This is a genomic window from Pseudoalteromonas shioyasakiensis, assembly GCA_013391845.1.
GTDB classification, from domain to species: domain Bacteria; phylum Pseudomonadota; class Gammaproteobacteria; order Enterobacterales; family Alteromonadaceae; genus Pseudoalteromonas; species Pseudoalteromonas apostichopi.
On record CP058414.1, the window covers coordinates 2,425,013 to 2,450,076 of the forward strand.

Here is a 25,064-nt window from a genome sequence, read left to right on the forward strand (position 1 = left end):
TTTTCTTGTCGGATCTAAAAAAATTGATAGATACAAAAAAGGCCCGCATAAGCGAGCCTTTTTTAAGAGATTAAAACTGATTACCAGCCTGTTTTCTCTTTAAGTGCATTACCGATATCAGCTAGTGAACGTACAGTTTTTACGCCAGCAGCTTCTAATGCAGCAAATTTCTCATCAGCAGTACCTTTACCGCCTGCGATGATTGCACCAGCGTGACCCATACGCTTACCTGCAGGTGCAGTAACACCCGCAATGTAAGAAACAACTGGTTTAGTCACGTTGTGCTTGATGTATTCTGCAGCTTCTTCTTCTGCAGTACCACCGATTTCACCGATCATAACGATAGCTTCAGTTTGCTCGTCTTTCTCGAACATTTCTAAAACGTCGATGAAGTTAGTGCCAGGGATTGGGTCACCACCGATACCAACACATGTTGATTGGCCGAAACCAGCGTCAGTAGTTTGCTTAACCGCTTCGTAAGTAAGAGTACCAGAACGTGATACGATACCTACTTTACCAGGCTTGTGGATGTGACCAGGCATGATACCGATCTTAGTTTCACCCGGAGTGATAACACCTGGGCAGTTAGGACCGATCATACGAACACCAGTTTCATCAAGCTTAACTTTAACGTCAACCATGTCTAGTGTTGGGATACCTTCAGTGATACAAACGATTAGCTCGATGCCAGCATCGATAGCTTCTAAGATTGCATCTTTACAGAAAGGTGCTGGTACGTAGATAACTGATGCAGTTGCGCCAGTTGCTTCAACAGCGTCACGTACTGTGTTGAATACTGGAAGACCAAGGTGCGTTTGACCGCCTTTACCTGGGCTTACACCACCAACCATTTGTGTACCGTACTCAAGCGCTTGCTCAGAGTGGAAAGTACCTTGGCCACCTGTGAAACCTTGACAGATAACTTTTGTATCTTTATTGATTAATACAGACATTATTTGCCCTCCGCAGCAGCAACAACTTTTTCAGCTGCGTCTGTTAGTGATTCAGCAGCGATGATGTTAAGGTCAGAACTAGCTAGTACTTCACGACCAAGTTCAGCGTTAGTACCTTCTAAACGTACTACTACAGGAACGTTAACACCTACTTCTTTAACTGCGCCGATGATACCTTCTGCGATCATGTCACAACGTACGATACCACCAAAGATGTTAACTAAAACAGCTTTAACGTTGTCGTCAGATAAGATGATCTTGAATGCTTCAGATACACGCTCTTTAGTTGCACCGCCACCAACATCTAGGAAGTTAGCTGGCTTGCCACCGTGTAGGTTTACGATGTCCATAGTACCCATTGCTAGGCCTGCACCGTTAACCATACAACCAACGTTACCGTCTAGTGCAACGTAGTTAAGCTCGAAGCTTGCAGCGTGAGCTTCACGCGCGTCTTCTTGTGAAGGATCGTGCATTTCACGGATTTTAGGTTGACGGTAAAGCGCGTTACCATCTACACCGATTTTACCGTCTAGACAGTGAAGGTTACCTTCGTCTGTGATTACTAGAGGGTTGATTTCTAATAGAGCGAAATCGAAATCGTTGAACATGTTAGCAAGACCCATGAAGATCTTAACGAACTGTTTCATTTGAGTAGGGTTTAAACCTAGTTTGAAGCCTAACTCACGAGCTTGGTAAGCTTGAGGACCAACTAGTGGATCGATCTCAGCTTTGTGAATTAGTTCTGGAGTTTCTTCTGCAACTTGCTCGATTTCAACACCACCTTCAGTAGATGCCATGAAAACAACTTTACGAGAAGCACGATCTACTACAGCGCCAAGGTATAATTCGTTAGCGATGTCAGTGCAGCTTTCTACAAGGATTTTAGCTACTGGCTGACCATTTTCGTCTGTTTGGTAAGTAACTAAGTTTTTACCTAACCAGTTCGCAGCGAACTCTTTAACTTCGTCGATTGTTTTAACTAGCTTAACACCGCCAGCTTTACCACGGCCACCTGCGTGAACCTGTGTTTTAACAACCCACATATCACCGCCGATTTTCTCAGCAGCTGCTGCAGCTTCTTCAGGTGTATCGCAAGCGAAACCTTGAGAAACTGGTAAACCATATTCGGCAAAAAGTTGTTTTGCCTGATACTCATGCAAATTCATGATGCTTTATCCAATTTTTTATACTAAAAGAGCTGAATATTTATGCAAAATAAACAGCTATCCCAAATTGCGCACTTAGTATAAATCCCAAGGCTCCACATGAAAACCCCAGTTAGACCAAAGGCGCAAAAAAAAAGCTGTGAACAAGGTTCACAGCTTAGTTTTCATACAACCAGATTAAACATCTAGTAGTAAACGAGTCGGATCTTCAAGTAACTCTTTAATTGTTACTAAGAAACCTACAGATTCTTTACCATCGATTTGGCGGTGATCATAAGATAACGCCAAGTACATCATTGGTAAGATTTCAACTTTACCATTTACAGCCATTGGACGCTCTTGGATTTTGTGCATACCTAAGATTGAAGACTGTGGTAAGTTGATGATTGGTGTAGATAGTAATGAACCGAATACACCACCGTTAGTGATAGTGAAGTTACCACCAGTCATGTCATCAATTGATAATTTACCGTCACGACCTTTAAGCGCTAGCTCACGGATACCTTTTTCGATTTCAGCAACAGAAAGCTTGTCACAGTCTTTAAGTACTGGTGTAACAAGACCACGTGGTGTAGAAACCGCGATGCTGATGTCGAAGTAGTTGTGATAAACAATATCATCACCATCAATAGACGCATTTACTTCAGGGAAACGCTTAAGTGCTTCAGTTACGGCTTTAACATAGAAAGACATGAAACCTAAACGAATACCGTGACGTTTTTCGAATACTTCTTGGTACTGCTTACGAAGATCCATGATTGGCTTCATGTTAACTTCGTTGAAAGTCGTTAACATTGCAGTTGAGTTTTTCGCTTCAAGAAGACGATTAGCGATTGTTTTACGTAAACGAGTCATAGGAACACGTTTTTGTGTACGATCACCCATAGGTGCTGCTGGTGCTGCTGCTGCAGCTTTAGGTGCTGCTGCAGGTGCTTTTAAGAATTTATCAACATCTTCTTTTGTTACACGACCATTTTTACCAGAACCTTTGATTTTTGATGCATCAAGGCCTTTCTCAGCAATTAAACGACGTACTGACGGCGTTAATACGTCAGAGCTATCATTTGATTCGCTTGCTGGCGCTTCTTCAGCTTTAGCTGCTGGCGCTGCAGGTGCTGCACCCGCTTTAACTTTACCAATTACTTGCTCACCAAGTACTGTTTCGCCTTCAGCGTGAATGTGCTCACCCATGATGCCGTCTTCTTGAGCAACAACTTCAAGAACAACTTTATCAGTTTCGATGTCAACAAGGTTTTGATCGCGAGTTACCGCTTCACCTGGTTGAACGTGCCAAGTAGCAATTGTCGCGTCTGCGACTGATTCTGGAAGTACAGGTACTTTAATGTCCACTTCTTTACCTTCTGATGCTGGTGCTGATTGCGCCGCTGGCGCGTCTTCTGATTTAGCTGGTGCAGATTCGTCACTTGCTGGTGCAGCATCTGCATCACCAAGTAATGCAATTACTTGTTCGCCAAGTACTGTTGCACCTTCTTCTTGTGAAATTTCAGTGATTACACCGTCATTTGGTGCAACAACTTCTAAAACAACTTTATCTGTTTCGATATCTACTAAGTTTTGGTCGCGGCTTACTTTGTCGCCAACACTTACGTGCCATGTTGCAACAGTAGCATCAGCAACCGACTCAGGAAGTACAGGAACTTTAATTTCTGTGCTCATTGCTTATCCTTTCTTTTCAATAGTAAGCGCATCTGCAACGAGCGCTTGTTGTTCTTTATTATGCACTGACATGTAACCACACGCTGGTGATGCTGATGCTTTACGACCTGCGTAAGTTAATTTAGCACCGGCTGGAATTGCATCAACGAAGTGGTGTTGAGAACAATACCATGCACCTTGGTTTTGCGGTTCTTCTTGACACCAAACAAAATCTTTAACGTGTTGGTAACGCTGCATGATTGTATCCATCTCAGCATGTGGGAATGGATATAGTTGTTCTACACGAACAATAGCAATGTTATTTAATTCTTGCTTACGACGCTCTTGTAGTAGCTCGTAGTAAACTTTACCACTACAAAATACAACGCGTTCTACTTTATCTGCTGCAATATCATCGATTTCGTCAATCATATTGTGGAACACACCTTCTGATAACTCTTCAAGTGAAGACGTTGCCAGCGGGTGACGAAGTAGCGACTTAGGCGTCATAACAATCAATGGACGGCGTAAAGGACGAACAGATTGACGACGAAGCATTGCATAGACTTGTGCAGGTGTTGAAGGAACACATACTTGCATATTGTGATCAGCACACAACTGTAAGAAACGTTCTAGACGTGCTGAGCTATGCTCTGGACCTTGACCTTCATAACCATGTGGAAGTAAACATGTAAGACCACATAAACGACCCCACTTCTGCTCACCTGAACTTAAGAATTGGTCAAATACAACTTGTGCGCCATTCGCGAAATCACCAAATTGTGCTTCCCACATTACAAGTGAAGTAGGTTCAGCTGTAGCATAACCATATTCAAACGCAAGAACAGCTTCTTCAGAAAGAACTGAATCGTAAACTTCAAATGCACCTTGATTTTCACTGATATTTTGCAGCGGTAAGTATGTTGATGCATCTTTTTGATTATGGATAACCGCATGACGGTGGAAGAATGTACCACGGCCAGAGTCTTGACCAGTTAAACGGATATCTGTACCCGCATCAACAAGCGTTGCATAAGCAAGTGTTTCAGCCATACCCCAATCAAGTGGTTTTTCACCTGTAGCCATCAACTTACGGTCATCGTAGATTTTATTAACACGCGACTGAGCTTTATGGCTTTCTGGGAAGCTTGCTACTTTTTTACCAAGTTCTTTTAATTTTTCAACAGATACTGTTGCATCGTACTCAACATCCCAATCGTGACCAACAAACTTAGCCCAATCAGAAGAGTGCGATGTTTCTAGTTGAATTTCTTCAACAACACAGTTGCCTTTATCTAGACCGTTACGGTAATCATCAGCAAGTGCTTTTACTTCATTTTCTGAGAATGAACCTTCAGCAACTAATTGATCTGCGTAAATTAGACGAGGTACTGGATGCTTTTTGATTTTTTGGTACATAAGTGGTTGAGTCGCATTCGGCTCATCCGCTTCGTTATGACCATGACGGCGATAACATACTAAATCAATCACTACATCACGTTTAAACTGGTTTCTGAAATCTAGCGCGATTTGAGTGACAAATGCTACCGCTTCAGGATCGTCAGAGTTAACGTGGAAAATTGGTGCCTGAACCATTTTCGCAATATCAGTACAGTAAGGTGTAGAACGTACATCAGACTGTTTAGACGTTGTAAAACCTACTTGGTTATTTACAACGATGCGAATACTACCACCACAACTAAATGCATTAGTTTGCGATAAGTTAAATGTTTCTTGAACAACACCCTGACCTGCGATTGCAGAGTCACCGTGAATAGTAATCGGTAATGCTTTAATACCTGACTTATCACCTAGACGGTCTAAACGAGCACGTACCGAACCCATAACCACTGGATTAACGATTTCTAAGTGAGACGGGTTAAATGCAAGTGCCATGTGCACGTTGCCACCCTTAGTTGCAAAGTCAGATGAATAACCCATGTGATATTTAACATCACCTGAGCTTAATGTGTCTTTGTGTTTACCAGCGAACTCATCGAATAATTCTGATGGGTTTTTACCTAATACGTTCACTAGTACGTTCAAGCGACCGCGGTGAGCCATACCAATAACAGCTTCTTTTTGTCCGCTTTCACCTGCACGATGAATTAGTTCTTTAAGCATTGGTACTAATGCGTCACCACCTTCAAGTGAGAAACGTTTTGCACCAGGGAACTTAGCCCCTAAATATTTTTCAAGGCCATCTGCAGCTGTTAATCCTTTAAGGATACGTAGCTTTTCTTCTTTAGAGAACTTTGGACGTGATTGCACTGATTCTAAACGTTGTTGTAACCAACGCTTTTCTTCAGTTGAAGTGATGTGCATATACTCAGCACCAACCGACCCACAATAAGTCGTTTTGAGTGCTTGATATAGCTCACCTAATGGCATGGTTTCGCGACCGACAGCAAACGAACCCACATTGAATTCACGGTCAAAATCAGCTTCAGATAAATCGTGGTATTCAAGTTCAAGATCTCGAACTCGCTCGCGTTCCCAGATACCTAACGGATCTAGGTTGGCATTTTGGTGACCACGGAAACGGAAAGCATTAATAAGTTGTAGCACTTTGACCTGTTTAGGATCGCCAGAGCCACCCTCTGCTACCACTACTTCTCTATGCTTGTTTTTAGCAAGCTGTGCAAATTGTGCACGAACATCTGAATGTTTTACGTCAACATCCACACCATCAACTTTTGGTAATTGTTCGAACACTTCTCGCCATTCTTCTGGCACAGAAGTCGCATCATCTAAGTACGCTTCATAAAGCTCTTCTACGTAAGCAACGTTACCGCCGTTTAAGTGAGAAGATTCTAGCCATGCCTTCATCACACCTTCGTGCATTTATAAGCCCTTTTCTTTAGCGCAGAAATTAATTGTTGTAAAAACAAGGTGGTTAATCACTTAACCACCTTACATATTCAAGCTTTAAACAGCGCGGTTCAATAGCATTGATTTGATTTGTCCAATTGCTTTGGTCGGGTTAAGACCTTTTGGACACACGCTAACACAGTTCATGATACTGTGACAACGGAACACGCTGAACGCATCGTCTAGGTCTGCAAGACGCTCTTCAGTTGCTGTATCGCGGCTATCAGCCAAGAAACGATAAGCATGAAGAAGACCCGCAGGACCGATGAACTTGTCTGGATTCCACCAGAACGAAGGACACGATGTTGAACAACATGCACATAAGATACACTCATATAAGCCATCTAACTTATCACGTTCTTCGATTGACTGAAGACGCTCACCCGCCGCAGGCGTGTCGTTGATTAGATAAGGCTTAACTTTTTCGTATTGAGTGTAGAACTGACTCATGTCAATAACAAGGTCACGTACCACTGGTAAACCTGGTAAAGGACGAATTACGATTTTACCTTTGCCACCTTTTAGTAGCGTTGATAAAGGTGTAATACACGCTAAACCGTTTTTACCATTCATGTTGATACCGTCAGAACCACACACACCTTCACGGCATGAACGACGGAATGATAATGTTGGATCTTGCTCTTTTAATTGCATAAGAGCATCCAATACCATCATATCTTGGCCTTCTTGCGTTTCTAGCGAGAAGTCTTGCATACGTGGTGCATTATCAACATCTGGATTGTAACGATAAACCGAAAATTGTACTTGTGCCATCGTCTCGCTCCTAGTATGTACGTGCTTTAGGTGGGAAAGCTTCACGCAGTTTCGGCGCGTAGTTTACTTCACGTTTTGTCATTTCATCTGTAACTGGGTTATAGATAGAGTGACATAACCAGTTGTCGTCATCGCGATCTGGGAAGTCAAAACGAGAGTGTGCACCACGGCTTTCTGTGCGGAAGTTCGCAGCTACTGCTGTTGAGTAAGCTGTTTCCATCAAGTTATCTAGCTCTAGACATTCGATACGTGCTGTGTTGAATTCAGTTGACTTGTCGTCAAGACGAGCGTACTGAAGACGTTCACGAATTTCTTTAAGTTCTTTCAGACCTGTTGCCATTGCATCACCTTCACGGAATACCGAGAAGTTAAGTTGCATACACATTTGTAGATCTTTCTTGATTTGAACAGGGTCTTCACCTTGGCCAACTTTAGAGTTTTCCCAACGATTAAAGCGAGCAAGAGATGCTTCAAGGTCAGACTCAGACGCATCTTTACCAGCTTCAACACCGTTAAGGTACTTACCTAAGAAGTTACCGGCTGCACGGCCGAATACAACTAAGTCAAGTAGTGAGTTACCACCTAGGCGGTTAGCACCGTGTACAGATACACAAGCAATTTCACCAACAGCGAATAAACCTTCAACTACTTTTTCTTGGCCATTTGCATCGATTTGTAATGCTTGACCATTAACGTTAGTTGGAACACCACCCATCATGTAGTGACATGTTGGGATAACTGGGATTGGCTCTTTAGCTGGATCAACGTGTGCGAATGTTTTCGCAAGGTCACATACGCCTGGAAGACGTAGGTTAAGTGTCTCTTCACCTAAGTGGTCAAGCTTAAGCTTGATATGTGGACCGTAAGGACCATCGCAACCACGACCTTCACGGATCTCAGTCATCATTGAACGAGCAACAACGTCACGAGACGCTAAGTCTTTAGCATTTGGCGCGTAACGTTCCATGAAGCGTTCGCCGTCTTTGTTTAGAAGGTAACCACCTTCACCACGACAACCTTCAGTTACAAGTACACCAGCGCCAGCAATACCTGTTGGGTGGAACTGCCACATTTCCATATCTTGCATTGCAACACCAGCACGTGTAGCCATACCAACACCGTCACCAGTATTGATGTGTGCATTCGTTGTAGATGCGTAGATACGGCCTGCACCGCCTGTTGCTAAAACAACAGCTTTCGATTTGAAGTAAACAACTTCGCCAGACTCGATGTCGATTGCTGTACAACCAACAACGTGACCGTCGCTGTTTTTAACTAAATCAAGTGCGTACCACTCAGAGAATACGTTTGTTTTGTTTTTAACGTTCTGTTGGTATAAACAGTGTAATAGCGCGTGACCAGTACGGTCAGCTGCTGCTGCAGTACGTGCAGCCTGTTCACCACCAAAGTTTTTCGACTGACCGCCGAAAGGACGTTGATAAACACGGCCATTTTCAAAACGAGAAAATGGTAAACCCATGTTTTCTAATTCAGTAATAGCTTCAGGACCTGTTTTACACATATATTCGATAGCGTCTTGGTCACCGATAAAATCGGAACCTTTAACAGTATCGTACATGTGCCATTCCCAGTTATCTTCATGTGAGTTACCCAGAGCAACCGTAATACCACCCTGTGCAGACACAGTGTGAGAACGTGTAGGGAAAACTTTTGAGATAAGTGCACAGGTTTTGCCTGATTCAGTGATAGCTAGTGCTGCGCGCATACCCGCACCACCGGCACCAATCACTACAGCGTCAAATTCACGAACAGAATAATTCACTTAAACACCCCATAAAACGATTAGACCAATTGCTACGTAAGCAACAGCCATAAGGTTTAATACAAAGCCTAAAACAGCACGTAATTTAGCGTTTTTGACATAGTCCGTAAGAACTTGCCAAAGGCCGATACGGGTGTGAACCATGATGCAAACTAGGGTAATTAAGGTAAACCCTTTCATTGCTAGGTTAGAGAATAGGCCCTGCCAGGCTTCGAAAGTGACTTCTGGCGTACATAAAAAATAACCGATAATAAAAATCGCGTAAGCGCCGATTATTAATGCAGTTGCACGTAGTGATACGAAATCTTGTACACCATCACGTTTAAGAGTTGCTTGATTTAAAACCATATCCACACTCCTGCTAGAATTGCAGCTACAACACCTAAAGCTAATGCAACTTTAGCGCTGAAGTTACCTGATTCAAGTTCTTCCCAGTGACCCATGTCCATAATGATATGACGGATACCACCGATTAAGTGATACGCCAATACAGAAATGGTGCCCCATGCTATGAATTTGGCAATGAATCCGCTGAACAGACCCTTGACGAATTCAAAACCTTCTGCAGAAGAAAGAGACTCAGACCAAGCCCAAATGACAAACGTTAAAGCAAAAAATAATGCAACACCGGTGACGCGGTGAAAAATTGATGCTTTAGCCGTTGCCGGCATAGATATAGTTGTTAGATCTAGATTTACAGGTCTTTGCTTTTTCACAGTTACTTGCCCATCTTGCCCACTTAGGAGCTCATCTACTTGTTTTTCTAAAACCCATCAAAATGAATTTCGATGGAACTATCTAAGTAAACCGTGTTGATACACAAAAAGTTCACACTGATGCAAAACTCAAATGTAAAAATAAAGTTTACCTACAGACAATACGGTATAAAACCTTGGATAGTATATATAGCCAATGGTCTTTTTACAATTCTTGTTTAGTAAGAGACGTTTGCGAATTAGCCAATAGTATAATATTTAATCCTGGTAGAATATTTATTATCCATTTGTGCATAATGTTTATAAAAATTGACTTTACACCCCTCTTTCACGTTAAAATGAAAAGAATGTGCTTAAACAGATTCAGAACATAACAATCAGAGTTGTTATCTTAATAGGAGATAAATAGATGGCGGATAAGAAAGCCACGGTCCATATTGATGGTCTTGATCCAATCGAACTTCCAATTTACCAAGGCACTGCTGGCCAAGACGTAATCGACGTACGTACGTTAGGTTCTCACGGCCACTTCACTTACGACCCAGGTTTCATGTCGACCGGTTCTTGTGAATCTTCAATCACTTACATCGATGGCGGCAAAGGTGTTTTATTACACCGTGGTTACCCAATCGAGCAATTAGCTGATGAATCAAACTACATCGAGCTTTGCTACTTACTATTAAACGGCGAGTTACCTACTAAAGAACAATACGAAGCGTTTGCTCAAGAAATCACGCACAACACAATGCTTGATACTAAAATTGCAAACTTCTTCCAAGGTTTCCGCTTTGACGCTCACCCAATGGCAATGCTTTGTGGTGTTGTAGGTGCTCTTTCTTCTTTCTACCACGAAGATTTAGACATCACAGATGCAACACAACGTAAAACAAGCGCAATCAAGCTAGTTGCTAAATTACCAACTATCGCTGCTATGGCTTACAAATACAACGTAGGCCAACCGTTTGTTTACCCACGTAACGACTTAAGCTTCGCTGAAAACTTCTTACACATGATGTTCTCAGTACCAGCTGAAGAATACAAAGTAAGCCCTGTTCTTGCTAAAGCAATGGACAAAATCTTCATGCTTCACGCTGACCATGAGCAAAACGCGTCTACGTCAACTGTTCGTTTAGCAGGTTCTTCAGGTGCTAACCCTTACGCGTGTATCGCTGCTGGTATCGCATCTTTATGGGGTCCTGCGCACGGTGGTGCTAACGAAGCATGTCTTAACATGTTAGAAGAAATCGGTTCTGTTGACCGTATCGACGAGTACGTTGCTAAAGCGAAAGACAAGTCTGATCCTTTCCGTCTTATGGGCTTTGGTCACCGTGTATACAAAAACTTCGACCCACGTGCGACTGTAATGCGTCAAACGTGTCACGAAGTACTTGCTGAGCTAAACATTCAAGATCCACTTCTTGATATCGCTATGAAGCTTGAGCAAATCGCACTTGAAGACCCATACTTCGTTGAGAAGAAATTATACCCTAACGTAGATTTCTACTCAGGTATCATCTTAAAAGCAATCGGTATTCCAACAAGCATGTTCACTGTAATCTTTGCAATGTCACGTACTGTTGGTTGGATCTCTCACTGGGATGAGATGCTTTCTCAACCTGGTCACAAGATCAGCCGTCCTCGTCAGTTATATACTGGTGAAACTTCACGCGATTACGTACCAACAGACAAGCGTTAATACGAATTTGCGTTTAAAAAAGGCCGCTTTGCGGCCTTTTTTGTTGCCCTGCACTTGTCTATTTGTACAAAGTAATTAAAATCGTCGCATTCTTGTAGCTTAAGGCCTTTCATGTTCGATATCACAAAAATACGTGCTGACTTTCCAATACTGAATGAAACAGTCAATGAGCAGCCTTTGGTGTATTTAGACTCAGCGGCTACCTCACAAAAGCCACAGGCAGTTATTAATGCACTTAGCCGTTTTTATAGCCACGAGAACGCCAATGTGCACCGCGGCCGCCATACTCTCAGTGAAAACGCGACACGCCAATATGAGCATACAAGAACGCTACTTGCAGATTATTTTTCAATAAAAAATAATGAGATAGTGTGGACCAAAGGGGCAACCGAATCGATTAATTTAATCGCAAATGGTCTGGCTTCGAGGCTTAATCCTGGCGATAAAATTGCCCTATCTGCTATTGAACATCACGCCAATATAGTCCCTTGGCAACAACTAGCACAGCGTACCGGCGCAGAGCTTATTATTATGCCTATTGAAGATGATTTGGTCATTGATAGTGCTCATTGCAGTGACTTTATAAAACTGCATCAGCCAAAAATTGTCGCTGTTACCCATGCATCAAATACATTAGGAAATATTACTGATTTAGGACCTATCCTTGCAGCATGTAAAGCCTCAAATGCGATTTCTGTAGTTGATGGTGCACAGGCTGCTATGCATTTACGTCCTAACTTACAAGAAATTTCCTGTGATTTTTATGTATTTTCTGCCCATAAAATGCTCGGACCAACAGGATTAGGTGGTCTATATGGACGTTTTGAGCTACTAAATTCGCTTGACGTTTACCAGACCGGTGGTGAAATGATTGAAGCAGTGAGCCTTACTCATAGCACTTTTCGAGAGGCGCCAGGTAAATTTGAAGCCGGCACTCCAAATATTGCTGGTGTAATCGCCTTTGCTGAAGCCATTAATTATTTAACATCTTTAGATTTTCAGCAGATGCGTCAACATGAGCATACAGTTTTCGATTATGCAATAAATAAATTGGCTGCTATTGATGGTATTAAAATCTATTCAAACCAAAGAGATAACATTGGTAACATCAGCTTTAATTATCGCGATGAACATCCTTTTGATTTAGCCACCCTACTTGATGGGTTTGGCGTTGCAGTTCGCAGTGGTCACCATTGTACACAACCTATAATGAGCCATTTAGGTATTCCTGGTACAGTACGAGCCAGTTTTGCGTTATATAACAATAAAGATGACGTAGATGCATTTATCAGTGCCGTTAAAAGTAGTATCGAAATATTAGATTAATTGTGGATAAAATATGAATTCAACGTTTGAAGCCATTAGTAAAGATATTGAAACGGCTGCAGGCTGGCAGCAAAAATATCGCCAAATAATGCTGTTAGGTAAGCAATTACCTATTATGCCTGAGGTACTAAAAGTTGATGACGCGCTCGTTAAGGGGTGTGAAAGTAAAGTTTGGCTATATATTGACTTTGATCACTCAGAAAACAGCCTCGTTTTAGCTGGTGACTCTGATACTCGTATCGTAAAGGGGTTATTGGCTTTGATTTTAGCCTTATACAATGGTCTAACACCGGAGCAAGCAGCACAAATTAATGCATATGATGAGTTTGAACGACTCGGTCTAATTAGCCATTTAAGCCCTTCTCGGGGTAATGGCATCAAAGCCATGGTTGATAGAATTCAAACCATGGCCGACCAAAAACGATAAGTCTTATACATGACGCTGTTTTTTATCAAGGTACTTTCTAATTGCTTTGGCTGCAACAAAAAAGCCAAAGCTTCCAGTTACCATCGTGGCTGAGCCAAAACCATTGTTACAATCCATATTCATTGAGCCATCTGCACCTTGTTTTGCTTGGCATACCTCACCTTCAGAGGTTGGATATACAAGCTGCTCTGTTGAATAAACACAATCAACGTTAAATTTACGCTTTGGATTGCTACTAAAGTTGTACTGTTTTCGAAGAATATAACGTACTTTTGCTAGCAAAGGGTCATGAGTAGTTTTAGCTACATCACCAAAGCTGATTTGACTTGGATCAGTTTGCCCACCTGCACCACCGGTAGTAATAACGGGTAACTTTATACGTTTACAATGAGCAATTAGCGCCGCTTTTTCTTTAACAGCATCAATACAGTCAATTACATAATCAAAACCTTGAATATGTTCACGAATGTTATCTAGCGTAATGAAGTCATCAATAACGTTAATTTTGATATCAGGGTTTATCAGCTCACAACGTGTTTTCATGGCTTCAACTTTTGCCTCACCTACCGTACCAGTTAAAGCATGAATTTGACGATTCACATTCGTAGCACATATATCATCAAGGTCAATGAGAGTTAGTTGCCCTACACCCGTTCGAGCCAACGCTTCAGCGGCCCAACTACCTACGCCCCCAATACCTATGACACAAAAATGTGCTTGTTGTATCCAATCAAATTGCTGATGACCATATAAACGTTTAATGCCACCAAAACGGATGTCTTGTGTTGTTTCTTTCATTTACCAATCCAACGTCCAAGGAGCTGTCCACTCTTTGAATTCGTCTGAGTTAAAAACTTCATTGAGATGAGCGCCTAAAGTGTAATCGCAGCGATATTCTTTAAGTTGCTCTTTATAACTAAACTGTAGTGCATAGGCATGCAAATTTGTTCGTTCATCCTTGCTTCCTGCGTAGAGTGTATCGCCGAGTATAGGTGCACCTAAACTTTTCATCGCCACCCTTAGTTGATGAGTCTTGCCAGAAAATGGTTTTAACAAATAAGCACGTAATCCTGCTCGAATACTTTTTGAGTAAAATCTTGTTATAGCAGGGTTAGTTTGACTCTTTAATAACTTAAATGCCCCTCGACGACTTTTCTGCATGTCACCTTTTATCCAGCCTTGTTTTTTCTTTGGTTTAGCATCACTGAGTGCTAGATAAAACTTGTTAACTTTATGAGCACTAAACAGCGCGGTGAATTCAGCTGCTGCTTCTTTGCTACGGGCTAAAATAATCAAACCTGAAGTAACTTTATCGAGTCTATGAACTGGATATAGCTTTTCATTTACCAGTTGCTCAGCAAGTACAACAAAACCAGCACATTCTTCACTGTGAAAGCTAACACCTGCAGGTTTATAAAAGACATGGAAATCATCTTCACTTGCATGAAGATGAACGCTGTTTACATCATGCATTATTTAATTGCCAAGCACAGCTATGACGCGAGCCAAATCTTCAGGGGTATCAACGCCTGCTTGTGGAGCGCATTTTGCCTTAGCGATTTTAATCTTGTGACCATGGTAAAGTACACGTAACTGTTCTAAAGACTCTAGTAGCTCTAAACGCGTTTGCGGCAACTCAATATAATCTTTGATGAAGCCTGCGCGATAGGCATAAAGACCAATGTGACGAGCAAAATCAGTTAAATTTAATTGAGAGTGATCATTTTTCATCATCGCATCACGGTGATAGGGAATTGGCGATCGAGAAAAATACAGCGCGTTGTTATCCACATCGCTAATGACTTTTACACAATTAGGATTAAAAATATCTTCAATCTCATCGATACTTGTACTTAATGTAGCCATAGGTGCATCCGAATCAGCAAGAAGCTTAGCAACTTGAGATACGTTTTCACTTGCTAATAAAGGCTCATCACCTTGTACGTTCACTACAATGGTGTCACTCTCTAGCTCTAATTGCTCAACGACCTCAGCTAAACGCTCAGTGCCCGATTGGTGATCTTCACGTGTCATCAGTACATTACTGGTAAACTCTTTAACTGCATCAAACACTATTTGATGGTCAGTCGCGATATAGACTTTTGATGCACCAGAAGCAACCGCTTTTTCATAAACGTGTTGGATCATAGGCTTGCCACATATATCAGCAAGTGGTTTACCAGGTAAACGCGTCGATGCGTAGCGTGCTGGAATGACGACTACGAATTCCACTTATCAACCTCTTCTTGGCTTAATTCACGAGCTTCATTTTCTAGTAGCACCGGAATATCATCTTTGATTGGATACGCAAGTTTCGCAGCAGTGCTAATAAGCTCTTGATTCTCTTTATCAAGACGTAATTTACCTTTGCACACTGGGCAAGCGATAATTTCAAGTAATTTTGTATCAAAGGCCATTGAGGATCCCTTTTTGTTTTAATAATAAATTAAGTTTTTCGATAACTGCAGGTGTCGGTTTTGCATCAACAGGTAAATAATACCAATTAGGCTTTGCAAAACTAAAGCATTTAACTGCATCTTTTTCTGTCATAAACACGGCGTCATCTGCAAAATCGCTAAAGTCACTTGCTTGATAAGCATAATGATCACGAAAATGATGGGTAGATAACAAGCTAATACCCTGCTGCTTTAAACTCATTTCAAAGCGTTTTGGGTTACCAATAGCACTTACGGCATGGCCTTTATCTTGTACTGAACCGATCGGTTCTGCATTGCTAACGGCTCTAAACGGACTACACGTTAAATCATAACGACTCTGTGCGTCGCCACCATTTTCAATTACTAGATCAACCGATTTTAAACGCGCCTTTGTTTCGCGAAGCGGACCTGCTGGCATGAGCAGTCCGTTACCAAATTGACGTTCACTATCAACAATACAACACTCAATGTCACGCGCCATTTTATAATGCTGCATTCCGTCATCAGAAATGATGACATCGATATCATGTTGTTCTAATTTTTTAATGCTAGCTTGTCGATCCGGTCCTACCATAACAACACAGCCTAAGCGTCGTTTAATAAGCACAGGTTCGTCACCTGCTTGTGTTGTAGTTGTTTCATCAGTCACTAACAACGGATACGAATCAGACTGACCACCATAGCCACGGCTGATCACTGCCACTTTTAAACCTTGCTGTTGTAAGTATTCAGCAAGCCAAATAACAAATGGCGTTTTGCCATTGCCACCGACACTAATGTTGCCGACGACTATTATAGGAACACGCGCTTTAAAAGCCTTAAGTATATTAAGCTTATAAAGCAAGGCACGAAGTGTAGAGATAAGCCAAAAAAGCGCACTCAAAGGTAACAACAAAACACTGAGTAAACCTGGCTTTTTATACCAGCTTTTTTCAATTACACTCACTACTGCTCACCAAACTGCATTTTACATAAAGCGGAATAGGTGCCGTCTTTTTCAAGCAGCTCGCTATGCGTGCCCTTTTCGATAACCTGACCATGGTCGATTACATAAATACAATCACTGTTTTCTATTGTTGATAAACGGTGTGCTATCACAATCGAGGTTTTTTCTTTCATTAAGCTATCAAGTGCTTGCTGGATCAGTTTTTCAGACTCTGTATCGAGAGCAGATGTCGCCTCATCAAGAATTAAAATAGGAGCATCTTTTAAAATTGCACGCGCGATTGCAATTCGCTGACGTTGACCGCCTGATAACATTACGCCGTTTTCACCTACCATGGTATTTAAACCATCAGGTAAATCTTTAACGAACTCCCAGACATGGGCTTGCTTAGCAACTGCCATTAACTCATCGTTTGTTAATTCGCGCTCGAGTCCATAACAAATATTATTCGTAATAGTGTCGTTAAATAAAACCACTTGCTGTGAAACCAGTGCAAATTGCTTACGTAGGTCTGTCAGTTTGTAATCAGCGATGTTGACACCATCAAGCAAAATTTCACTGTCACCTTCAAGCTCATAATAACGTGGTAATAAATTCGAAATGGTCGATTTACCTGAGCCTGAACGACCCACTAAAGCAATACTTTCGCCAGCATTAATCGAAAGTGATAAATTCTTTAATACAGGCTCATCTTTAGTTGGGTATTTAAAGGTCACATTGTTTACTTCAATTTTACCAGTTACTTTATCAACGCTGTAACTGCCAGTGTCTTTTTCTACTTCTTCATCAAGTACTAAAAAGATACTTTGCGCTGCTGAAATACCACGTTGTAAGTCACTATTTACGTTTGATAGTTGCTTAAGTGGACGTAACAACATCATCATTGATGAAATAAGTAATACGAAGTCGCCAGAACTGATGGTATCAATCATTGACGGCATAGACACGACCCATAGAATAACCGCCATCGCGCTTGCAGCTAATATTTGGATTACGGAGACACTTAATGCTTTGGTCGCGTCCATTTTAATGCGCTGCTGACGGTTATGATTGTTGATTGCAGAAAACTGTGAGATTTCTTGCTGCTGACCACCAAAACCATGAATAACTTTATGACCAGATAGCATTTGTTCTGAGCTGCGAGTGACTTGACCCATTGCAGACTGGATTTTTTTCGAAATCATACGAAATCGTTTTGATACAAATGCGACAATAACAGCCACCAGCGGAATAATGACTAAAAATATCAGTGAAAGCTTCCAACTGGTATAAAACATATTGAAAAGTAAAAAGACAACAAACGCCCCTTCTCTAACAACAATTAATAAGGCTTTAGTAATGGCTTGTTGAACTTGCTCGGTATCAAAGGTGATTTTAGATATTAAATCACCGTTCGAATTTTTATCATGAAAAGAAACTGGCAGATGTAAAATATGTTCAAATAATTGCTGGCGCAGGGTTCTCACAACTTGAGAGCCCACATAGCTTAAACAGTAAGACGACATGTAGTTAAACATGCCTCGACCTAATACCAATGCAATTACAACAAAGGGAGCGTAAGTTAAAACATCCGTGTTACGGTCATTTAAACCATCATCAATGAACGGTTTCATTAAATTGATAAACAATGCATCCATGGCAGAATAACCAATCATGCCCACAATGGCGAAAAACGCGATTAACTTATAATCACCCACATAACTGATTAATCGCTTGTAGATTTGGGATGTAGTTTGATCCATAACACTCTCTTATTCATAGACTTTGACTATTGTAGCCTTAAGGGGGTAAAAACAAAACGTCAATCTTGTTCGAACCAATAACTTTCCTGCTCGCGCGCAAACTCTATACGATAATTATCTTCATAGAATTTTATACGAATATGGCCAAGTTCTGCAGTTGAGAACTGTCGTATATGGTGCTCATTGTATCGTTTTACAACATCTGGGTGAGGAAATAACCATTGTCCTTGGTAAGCAGATGAATGGATAACCACTTCAGGCTCTACAGCATTTATAAATCTATTACTTGAAGAAGTATTACTACCATGGTGTGGGCTCAATAAAACAGTCGATTGCAGGTCGACACCATTTTCAATAAGCTTGGTTTCCGCAGCTGTCGAAATATCGCCCGTAAGTAACACCGAATAGTTTAAACGCGTTATTTTTAATAAACATGACAGATCGTTTCGATTATCTCTACTGTCGTCGGCATGAAAACTATTAATTTTGACCCCTTCGAGTATGAGACTGTTTGTTTTACACGCCTCTTCAAGCCCTTTAGGATGGAAGGTGCTTAAAGTCTCTGCATAGCCTGCTAATTGCCAACTAGCTAATCCGCCAGAATGGTCTTTATCTAAATGACTGATCACGGTTGCAACAACAGAGAGTTGTTGTTTACGAATGCTTTGAAGTAATACTCGGCGAATATAATCGTAGCGGCCAAAATACTGAGGCCCTAAATCATAGATAATGGCTTTGTTATTGGCACTCACCATCACCATTAAACCATGCCCCACATCAAACACGTCTAACTGAAATTGAGCTTTGGGCTGTAACTTGAAATCAACGGCATAAATACAAATGGGTATTAAACAAACGTACTTGTTTGGACAAAATAACAAAATAAGCAATGTGCTGTAACTAATGACTAATAATGAAAAATCAAACTCGCTGAATGGAAACCAGCGCAAATCATGGGGAATAGAGAGCAACAATTGATAACTCAAATACAATACACTGTCTACTAAAGACAATAAACTTGTAATATCGAATAGACTCGAAAGCAAGCTATAAAAAATCAGCAGTGGTAATATCAGTAAACCTACTAAAGGTACGGCAATAAGATTTATCAATAAGCCGATAATGCTCGTGCCATTGAAAAAATAAAGAGATAAGGGAAGTAACCCGATAAACAAAGCACACTGAATCTGGAAGAGTTGAACAAACCTGTTTAAAAATCCAAGTCTTACATCTAGTGTATTTCTAGTTAATAAAAATATTATTGTTACCGCTATAAAACTAAAATAGAGTCCAGGGTTCAACATTGCAAATGGATCTATCAACAATACGATACATAAAGCATAAAGAATTGAGCGCCAACGCAGCGGATTTTTACCCAAATTATAAATAACCAAATAACACCCAAGCATTACAAGTGCACGACTGGCAGAGACAATGAAACCGCTGAGGTAGACATAAATAAATGAACAACTAAATCCAAATAAAGCAAAAATATTATTCAGTTGGAATGATTGTCGAATAGGCAAATGACTGACTCTTAGCAACCACTTCGAGCTAAAAAACCCTACTGCATATATAAGTCCGATATGAAGTCCTGAAATAGCAAGCAAATGACTTAAACCTAATTCACGCAATTGATTATTATCTTCGTAGCTTATTTTGCTTTTATCGCCAGTTAAAAGCGCATAATAGAGCCACTGTAATCGGCTATTTGCTGTAATTTTATCTATGTATTTTAGGTATCTATCACGTAAACTCGTATTGGTATGATGATCTAGATAAGTTATTTCTCCTACGCTTCGACCTTTATAAAATATTCGCTCGAGTAGCGCTTGCCTTTCTCTATCAAAACTATAGAAATTCTTAACAGAACGATAACGCTTAAGTTTTAGGGATGCACTTATTTCATCACCTGAAACAACGGGTTTATCTGATGAAATACTTAGCATCGCAAAAGGAGTTGGTCGAATCGTAGCAGGACAAGATTCAATACTTTTTAAATTGGCTTTTATATAGTAAGGGCTTTTATCACTGTATGTTTCAACCACCTCAAATCGAACTAATCGCCTTTGTTGATAATCGATTTGACAGTCAGAGGTTGAGTAAAAAATGAAGTAATGAAAAATCACTACTAAAATAGCGCAAATAAACCCTGACAATAGAGTTAAAAAAGGCTTAAAATAGGCACCTGCTAGCAATACAGCAAAACTCATTATATAAAACGCCGCAGTGCTAAATGTATATAGGGTGAAAAAACAGCCTATGACAAAGCCGCTGCATAACCAAATAGATGTAAATGGTTGCTTTAAATGGCTAAAAAAACGATCCAACGCTTTTTACCTGATCATAACAAGGTAAGAGAACACAAGTATTTAAGAATTTTTGGTCGTTTATTGCATGATGCCAATTTATGGCACTTAAATAGACGTTCAGCACGCGGTGCATTTGCGGTTGGTTTATTTTTTGCGTTCATCCCTGTTCCTTTTCAAATGGTTCTTGCAGCCGCCCTGGCTATTCCATTTCGAGTGAATTTACCGATTTCTGTTGCAACAGTGTGGATCACTAACCCACTGACCATGCCTCCTATTTTCTATTGTTCATATATTGTTGGCACTATTGCACTTGCTCAACCACAGCAGCACTTCCAATTTGAACCAAGCTGGCAATGGTTTATAGATAGTCTAACAACAATTGGCCCAGCCTTTTTAGTCGGTTCACTCATTTGTGCAACAGCTGCTGCAATCATAGGCTATTTTGCTACCGACATGCTTTGGAAACGCTCTGTTCGTAAAGCGTGGATACATCGCCATAAAAAATAACTGATTTCAGTATAGACAAAAAACCCAGCTTTAAGCTGGGTTTTTTATTTAGGTTTTAAAGTAATTTACTTTATACCAAGTTTTTATTTTCTAAATATACGACGTGCTGCTGCAAATGGTAATAGCAGTAATGCATACCAAGGAAAGCTTGCTGATTGACGCTCGTATTGCTCAACCTCTTCAGCTTGACACTCTTCAACATTGCCATCAATTGGTGTTAACTTAACAGCAACTGCAACACTTTCGTATTCGGTATTGCCGTTAATATCTACAACAACATTGCCAAATGAATCTGTTTTTTCAACTGTTTTAGTCGCAACACCGAAGATTTCGTTATTGTTGTTAATTGCCTTTGCTTCAGCAACCGTATATTTAAAACGAGTCTCACCATCTTCTTCGAAACACGGTAATAAATCGTTTAAGTTAACAATTTTATCTTCACCAATGGTGTACATGAAACCTTCACGACGACGAGTTGACGTATTGTAGATATCTGTCTCGCCTTCACCAACTACAATACCATTATCATTGATATCGTTTGCTAATGAGCTAGAGCTCGAGAAGTAATCCGTTGGGAAAACAACACTGTCGCTTTTCTTGTCATAGTAAAAGAATTTTGTTCGGTTTGTGCCGTCAATACGTTTACTTGCATAACCAACTACAACGTCATCGTTGTTAACAGCTAAAGGCTGACCTGAGATCCAATCATCTTCTTGATCAATAAACTCTTTTACTTCACCATTTTCGAAGATAACAGGCATTGTAATTCGCGTATCTCTGCCTTTGTATCGAACATCAGAAGTACCGACGATTAAGCCACTTTCATTGATCGCAATTGCGTTGCTACGAAAAGCGAAATCTTCGTCATCTTTCGGTGTTAAGCCTAAACCAAGCATCTCAGTGTTAGTAATGTTTAAATTGCTATCTAACGTCCACTTCACAGCCTGTTTATTATAGATACCTGTTTTATATTGACGATTATATGATTCCACACAATCAGAAACAGGTTCATCTTCGTTATCGCATTTATCTTCAATATCTTTTAAAGGGTCAGCAGCAATGTTCGTTGATACTGTACCTACAACTTCGTAACCATTGGCAGTCTTGACAATATCATTCGCCGAACTAACACCACCAAAATCATCAAATTCAGGCGCAAGTTCAACTTTTACACCATCGGCTGAGATTACGATGGCACGACTGATAAAATCTCTTAAGAAATGCGTTTCTTCTTCGTCTTCATCTGTTTGAGTAAACGATGTTTTCTCATAGGGTGCACTACCCCAACCTACCATCACACCATCATCTGTTACAGCATTAAGTAAGTTAGAAGTCGAGCGCGTTAAACCATCAAAATCAACTGACTGCTCATCAAATAAAACTTGCTCTGTCGAACCTTCTGCGGTGTAACGTGTTGCGATTGCACTTGATAGCTTTTGGTATTCTGAGTCAGTTGCACGTCCAGTTAAAAAACTAACCATGAATGCATGAGCATCAGCGTTAGTATTCACTGCATCGTTGTTCTCAATGTCATCTAACGTAAATGTGATTTCTTTATCAATTAATTCAAATTGTTTTTTAGCGGTATCATAGGCGTCTTTGATCAACGAATCCGTAAAATCGATATAAGAGATATCTACTGGTAACTTGTAAAGACCATTTGCTAAACCAATAATGTGTCCATTTTCACTAACATCTGTTATGTAGTTAAACTTCGCGCCCTCGATTCCACCTAATTCTTCTAATTTATAGGTTGCGCTCATCGCTGAGGTACTTAGGGTGGCTAAAATACTGGCAGCGAGTAATTTGTATTTCATTTTAATCCTTACTACTGATTCTTTAAATCTTCGAGTTCTTCCCAGCGCTCAAAAGCGGCTTCAAGCTCAGACTCTAACTCGGCTAAATGGTTCAATGCTTCTGTTGTAATTGCAGCATCTTGCTTAAAAAAGTCAGGGTCATTAACCACAACTTGCTGAGCGTCTAACGCTTTTTCAAGTTGTTCCACTTTACTGGGTAATTCTTCTAATTCAAGTTTTAATTTGTAAGAGAGTTTATTACTTTTCTTTGGTGTATTATCTTGGCTAACAACGGCTGGCTTTTCTTGCTTAATTTGTTGCTGTTGTTGTTTTTCTTGCTCAGCTAAATGAGCAGCGTATGCTTCATAGTCGCTGTAACCGCCAACAATGTCTGTGATCTTGCCGTTCCCCTCAAAGGCCCATACAGAGTTACAGGTATTATCAATAAATTCACGGTCATGGCTAACTATCAATACGGTGCCTTGGTATTGGTTAATAATCTCCTCAAGGAGCTCTAACGTTTCGATATCAAGGTCATTGGTTGGCTCATCGAGTACAATAATGTTAGATGGCTTTAAAAATAGCTTTGCTAACAATAAGCGATTCTTTTCACCACCAGAAAGTGCTTTTACAGGCGTACGAGCACGTGCCGGAGGAAATAGGAAGTCTTGTAAGTAACCTAACACATGACGAGAACGACCGCCCATCATCACTTCTTGCTTGCCTTCAGCAACGTTGTCTTGCACTGTAGCTTCTTCATCGAGCTTTTGGCGGTATTGGTCAAAATAGGCAAATTCTAAATTAACACCTTGTTTAACACTGCCGCTATCTGGAACTAAGTCACCAAATAAAATTTTCAGCAGCGTTGTTTTACCTATACCGTTTGGTCCCACAAGACCAACTCGGTCGCCCCGCATAACAAGCGTCGAGAAATCTTTCGCAATCACTTTGTCTTTAAATGCATGACAAATGTTTTTAGCTTCAAACACCAACTTACCAGAACGATCAGCAGTTTCAATGTTGAAATCAGTTTTACCAACTTGATCTACACGTTGCTTACGCTCTTTACGTAATTCTTTTAGTGCGCGTACTCGCCCTTCATTACGTGTTCTACGTGCTTTAATGCCTTGACGGATCCACGTTTCTTCTTCAGCTAAACGTTTATCAAACAGTGCATTCTGTGTTTCTTCTACTTTTAAATCATGCGCTTTTTGCTCAAGATAAGTTGCGTAATCACCAGGATATGAAACAAGCTTACCACGGTCTAAATCGAGAATACGAGTAGCAACTGCACGTATAAACGCACGATCGTGAGATATAAAAACGATACCGCCTTTAAACTCTTTTAAAAACTGCTCAAGCCAAATAACACTACTCATATCTAGGTGGTTAGTTGGCTCATCAAGTAACAGTAAGTCGGGTTCACTAACCAAAGCTCTTGCTAGAGCAACTTTACGTAGCCAACCACCCGATAATGATTCAAGTTTGGCCTCTGGCTCCAGCTCTAAGCGAGATAAAACTAATTGAATACGGGTATCAAAACGCCAGCCATCAACTGTTTCCAATTCATTAGATAAACGCTCTAATTTGTTCAGCAATTTATCGTTATAGTCTGTTTGCATTTGATTACTAACGTGGTGATATTCTATCAGTAAGTTAGCAATATCTGGCATGCCTTGAGCAACATAATCAAATACTGAACCTGCTGCCCCTTTGGGGGGATCTTGCTCTAGACGAGAAATACGAATACCGCCTAATTGGTTGATTTCGCCATCATCCAATGTCACTTGGCCATCAAGTACTTTTAGTAGTGTTGATTTTCCTGCACCGTTACGGCCAACGATACATACACGCTCACCTGACTCAATAACGGCATCGGCATCATCTAGTAGCGGATGTGTACCATAAGCGAGTTGCGCTTTGGCTATTCTGATTAAATCCATCGTGATTACTAC

The 25,064-nt window shown here is 40.7% G+C and carries 21 protein-coding genes; 4 read left to right on the top strand and 17 right to left on the bottom strand.

The window, feature by feature from the left end; genetic code table 11:
• Positions 1 to 80: 80 nt before the first annotated feature.
• The 8 genes from sucD to sdhC form a co-directional block, all read right to left on the bottom strand.
• Entirely contained in the window at positions 81 to 953 is an 873-nt protein-coding gene (gene sucD, locus HYD28_11105; GenBank protein ID QLE09458.1) for a succinate--CoA ligase subunit alpha, read from the bottom strand.
• Positions 953 to 2,119 (bottom strand): ADP-forming succinate--CoA ligase subunit beta, encoded by a 1,167-nt coding sequence (gene sucC, locus HYD28_11110; GenBank protein QLE09459.1) that lies wholly within the window; start codon positions 2,117 to 2,119, stop codon positions 953 to 955. The genes sucD and sucC overlap by 1 nt, the downstream gene beginning before the upstream one ends.
• 177 nt (positions 2,120 to 2,296) lie before the next feature.
• Positions 2,297 to 3,796 (bottom strand): 2-oxoglutarate dehydrogenase complex dihydrolipoyllysine-residue succinyltransferase, encoded by a 1,500-nt coding sequence (gene odhB / locus HYD28_11115; protein QLE09460.1) that lies wholly within the window; start codon positions 3,794 to 3,796, stop codon positions 2,297 to 2,299.
• A gap of 3 nt (positions 3,797 to 3,799) precedes the next feature.
• Entirely contained in the window at positions 3,800 to 6,619 is a 2,820-nt protein-coding gene (locus HYD28_11120) for a 2-oxoglutarate dehydrogenase E1 component (GenBank protein QLE09461.1), read from the bottom strand.
• Between the two features lie 84 nt (positions 6,620 to 6,703).
• Complete coding sequence (locus HYD28_11125; protein QLE09462.1) at positions 6,704 to 7,420, bottom strand: succinate dehydrogenase iron-sulfur subunit; 717 nt, start codon at positions 7,418 to 7,420, stop codon at positions 6,704 to 6,706.
• Positions 7,421 to 7,430: 10 nt separating this feature from the next.
• Positions 7,431 to 9,203, bottom strand: a complete 1,773-nt coding sequence (gene sdhA / locus HYD28_11130) for a succinate dehydrogenase flavoprotein subunit (GenBank protein QLE09463.1) — start codon at positions 9,201 to 9,203, stop codon at positions 7,431 to 7,433.
• Positions 9,204 to 9,551 carry a succinate dehydrogenase, hydrophobic membrane anchor protein gene (gene sdhD, locus HYD28_11135; GenBank protein ID QLE09464.1) on the bottom strand — a complete coding sequence of 116 codons (348 nt, stop codon included), beginning with the start codon at positions 9,549 to 9,551 and terminating at the stop codon, positions 9,204 to 9,206.
• Positions 9,542 to 9,919 (bottom strand): succinate dehydrogenase, cytochrome b556 subunit, encoded by a 378-nt coding sequence (gene sdhC, locus HYD28_11140; protein ID QLE09465.1) that lies wholly within the window; start codon positions 9,917 to 9,919, stop codon positions 9,542 to 9,544. Before sdhC ends, sdhD begins: the two co-directional genes overlap by 10 nt.
• 409 nt (positions 9,920 to 10,328) lie before the next feature.
• On the opposite strand from sdhC, the gene HYD28_11145 reads away from it, so the two are divergent.
• The 3 genes from HYD28_11145 to HYD28_11155 all read left to right on the top strand — a co-directional run bounded on the left by HYD28_11145 (position 10,329) and on the right by HYD28_11155 (position 13,368).
• Complete coding sequence (locus tag HYD28_11145) at positions 10,329 to 11,615, top strand: citrate synthase (protein ID QLE09466.1); 1,287 nt, start codon at positions 10,329 to 10,331, stop codon at positions 11,613 to 11,615.
• Positions 11,616 to 11,726: 111 nt separating this feature from the next.
• On the top strand, positions 11,727 to 12,941 hold the full coding sequence (sufS, locus tag HYD28_11150; GenBank protein ID QLE09467.1) for a SufS family cysteine desulfurase: 1,215 nt from the start codon (positions 11,727 to 11,729) through the stop codon (positions 12,939 to 12,941).
• Between the two features lie 13 nt (positions 12,942 to 12,954).
• Positions 12,955 to 13,368: a SufE family protein gene (locus tag HYD28_11155; GenBank protein QLE09468.1), complete on the top strand. Its 414-nt coding sequence runs from the start codon at positions 12,955 to 12,957 to the stop codon at positions 13,366 to 13,368.
• Between the two features lie 3 nt (positions 13,369 to 13,371).
• On the opposite strand, the gene tcdA is transcribed toward HYD28_11155, so the two are convergent.
• From tcdA to HYD28_11190, 7 genes are read right to left on the bottom strand one after another with little or no spacing between them, the layout of a single operon-like run.
• The gene (gene tcdA, locus HYD28_11160) at positions 13,372 to 14,166 is read right to left on the bottom strand and encodes a tRNA cyclic N6-threonylcarbamoyladenosine(37) synthase TcdA (GenBank protein QLE09469.1); all 795 of its coding nucleotides are present in this window, start codon (positions 14,164 to 14,166) and stop codon (positions 13,372 to 13,374) included.
• Positions 14,167 to 14,841: a TIGR01621 family pseudouridine synthase gene (locus tag HYD28_11165; protein ID QLE09470.1), complete on the bottom strand. Its 675-nt coding sequence runs from the start codon at positions 14,839 to 14,841 to the stop codon at positions 14,167 to 14,169. It lies immediately after the preceding gene.
• Positions 14,842 to 14,844: 3 nt separating this feature from the next.
• Entirely contained in the window at positions 14,845 to 15,600 is a 756-nt protein-coding gene (gene kdsB, locus HYD28_11170) for a 3-deoxy-manno-octulosonate cytidylyltransferase (protein QLE09471.1), read from the bottom strand.
• Positions 15,588 to 15,785 carry a Trm112 family protein gene (locus HYD28_11175; GenBank protein ID QLE09472.1) on the bottom strand — a complete coding sequence of 66 codons (198 nt, stop codon included), beginning with the start codon at positions 15,783 to 15,785 and terminating at the stop codon, positions 15,588 to 15,590. The genes kdsB and HYD28_11175 overlap by 13 nt, the downstream gene beginning before the upstream one ends.
• On the bottom strand, positions 15,775 to 16,752 hold the full coding sequence (locus tag HYD28_11180) for a tetraacyldisaccharide 4'-kinase (GenBank protein QLE09473.1): 978 nt from the start codon (positions 16,750 to 16,752) through the stop codon (positions 15,775 to 15,777). Before HYD28_11180 ends, HYD28_11175 begins: the two co-directional genes overlap by 11 nt.
• Positions 16,752 to 18,494 carry a lipid A export permease/ATP-binding protein MsbA gene (msbA, locus tag HYD28_11185; GenBank protein ID QLE09474.1) on the bottom strand — a complete coding sequence of 581 codons (1,743 nt, stop codon included), beginning with the start codon at positions 18,492 to 18,494 and terminating at the stop codon, positions 16,752 to 16,754. The genes HYD28_11180 and msbA overlap by 1 nt, the downstream gene beginning before the upstream one ends.
• A gap of 59 nt (positions 18,495 to 18,553) precedes the next feature.
• A complete protein-coding gene (locus HYD28_11190) occupies positions 18,554 to 20,443 on the bottom strand; it encodes a DNA internalization-related competence protein ComEC/Rec2 (protein ID QLE10539.1) in 1,890 nt (629 codons plus the stop codon).
• Positions 20,444 to 20,803: 360 nt separating this feature from the next.
• Here HYD28_11190 and HYD28_11195 point away from each other — a divergent pair, with 360 nt between their 5' ends.
• Positions 20,804 to 21,313, top strand: coding sequence for a DUF2062 domain-containing protein (locus HYD28_11195; protein QLE09475.1), 510 nt, complete (start codon positions 20,804 to 20,806; stop codon positions 21,311 to 21,313).
• Between the two features lie 83 nt (positions 21,314 to 21,396).
• Here the strand turns inward: HYD28_11195 and HYD28_11200 are convergent, their stop codons facing one another.
• The gene (locus tag HYD28_11200) at positions 21,397 to 23,130 is read right to left on the bottom strand and encodes a DUF3466 family protein (protein ID QLE09476.1); all 1,734 of its coding nucleotides are present in this window, start codon (positions 23,128 to 23,130) and stop codon (positions 21,397 to 21,399) included.
• Between the two features lie 11 nt (positions 23,131 to 23,141).
• On the bottom strand, positions 23,142 to 25,052 hold the full coding sequence (locus HYD28_11205; protein QLE09477.1) for an ABC transporter ATP-binding protein: 1,911 nt from the start codon (positions 25,050 to 25,052) through the stop codon (positions 23,142 to 23,144).
• Between the last annotated feature and the right edge of the window lie 12 nt (positions 25,053 to 25,064).

Excerpts from the sequence above, each read along its gene's own strand:
- HYD28_11190 (QLE10539.1), bottom strand. The coding sequence starts at position 20,443 with ATGCTAAGTATTTCATCAGATAAACCCGTTGTTTCAGGTGATGAAATA.
- tcdA (QLE09469.1), bottom strand. The coding sequence starts at position 14,166 with ATGAAAGAAACAACACAAGACATCCGTTTTGGTGGCATTAAACGTTTA.
- sufS (QLE09467.1), top strand. The coding sequence starts at position 11,727 with ATGTTCGATATCACAAAAATACGTGCTGACTTTCCAATACTGAATGAA.
- HYD28_11200 (QLE09476.1), bottom strand. The coding sequence starts at position 23,130 with ATGAAATACAAATTACTCGCTGCCAGTATTTTAGCCACCCTAAGTACC.
- HYD28_11125 (QLE09462.1), bottom strand. The coding sequence starts at position 7,420 with ATGGCACAAGTACAATTTTCGGTTTATCGTTACAATCCAGATGTTGAT.
- HYD28_11145 (QLE09466.1), top strand. The coding sequence starts at position 10,329 with ATGGCGGATAAGAAAGCCACGGTCCATATTGATGGTCTTGATCCAATC.
- HYD28_11165 (QLE09470.1), bottom strand. The coding sequence starts at position 14,841 with ATGCATGATGTAAACAGCGTTCATCTTCATGCAAGTGAAGATGATTTC.
- HYD28_11195 (QLE09475.1), top strand. The coding sequence starts at position 20,804 with ATGGCTAAAAAAACGATCCAACGCTTTTTACCTGATCATAACAAGGTA.
- odhB (QLE09460.1), bottom strand. The coding sequence starts at position 3,796 with ATGAGCACAGAAATTAAAGTTCCTGTACTTCCTGAGTCGGTTGCTGAT.
- sucD (QLE09458.1), bottom strand. The coding sequence starts at position 953 with ATGTCTGTATTAATCAATAAAGATACAAAAGTTATCTGTCAAGGTTTC.
- HYD28_11205 (QLE09477.1), bottom strand. The coding sequence starts at position 25,052 with ATGGATTTAATCAGAATAGCCAAAGCGCAACTCGCTTATGGTACACAT.
- HYD28_11175 (QLE09472.1), bottom strand. The coding sequence starts at position 15,785 with ATGGCCTTTGATACAAAATTACTTGAAATTATCGCTTGCCCAGTGTGC.
- HYD28_11155 (QLE09468.1), top strand. The coding sequence starts at position 12,955 with ATGAATTCAACGTTTGAAGCCATTAGTAAAGATATTGAAACGGCTGCA.
- HYD28_11120 (QLE09461.1), bottom strand. The coding sequence starts at position 6,619 with ATGCACGAAGGTGTGATGAAGGCATGGCTAGAATCTTCTCACTTAAAC.
- sucC (QLE09459.1), bottom strand. The coding sequence starts at position 2,119 with ATGAATTTGCATGAGTATCAGGCAAAACAACTTTTTGCCGAATATGGT.
- msbA (QLE09474.1), bottom strand. The coding sequence starts at position 18,494 with ATGGATCAAACTACATCCCAAATCTACAAGCGATTAATCAGTTATGTG.
- sdhD (QLE09464.1), bottom strand. The coding sequence starts at position 9,551 with ATGGTTTTAAATCAAGCAACTCTTAAACGTGATGGTGTACAAGATTTC.